The sequence below is a fragment of the Pseudomonas oryzihabitans genome (genome assembly GCF_007665395.1).
GTDB lineage: Bacteria > Pseudomonadota > Gammaproteobacteria > Pseudomonadales > Pseudomonadaceae > Chryseomonas > Chryseomonas psychrotolerans_C.
Map to the genome: position 1 here is coordinate 1 of NZ_VDND01000036.1, position 280 is coordinate 280.

1 protein-coding gene is annotated in these 280 nt (G+C 72.9%); it reads right to left on the bottom strand.

The annotated features are described in order from the left end of the window. On the bottom strand, positions 1–280 hold a 280-nt coding region (locus tag FSV73_RS25475; RefSeq protein ID WP_186309354.1), incomplete at both ends, for a DegT/DnrJ/EryC1/StrS family aminotransferase.

Sequence of the window (280 nt, forward strand, 5' to 3'; positions counted from 1 at the left end):
GTGCCGCGCTGGCCGATGGGCTCGCCCTGGTAGCGGGTGCCGGCGGCGTGGGCGGCGTCTTCGATCAGCGCCACGCCATGCTCGCGGGCCAGGGCCCGCAGCGGTGCCAGGTCGCAACTGGCGCCGGCGTAGTGCACCGGGACGATGGCCTTGGTACGCGGGGTGATGGCGGCGGCCACCTGCTCGGCGGAGACCATCAGGGTGTCGCGGTCGACGTCGACGAACACCGGGGTGGCGCCGATCAGGGTGATCATGTTGGCGGTCGACACCCAGGTCAGCG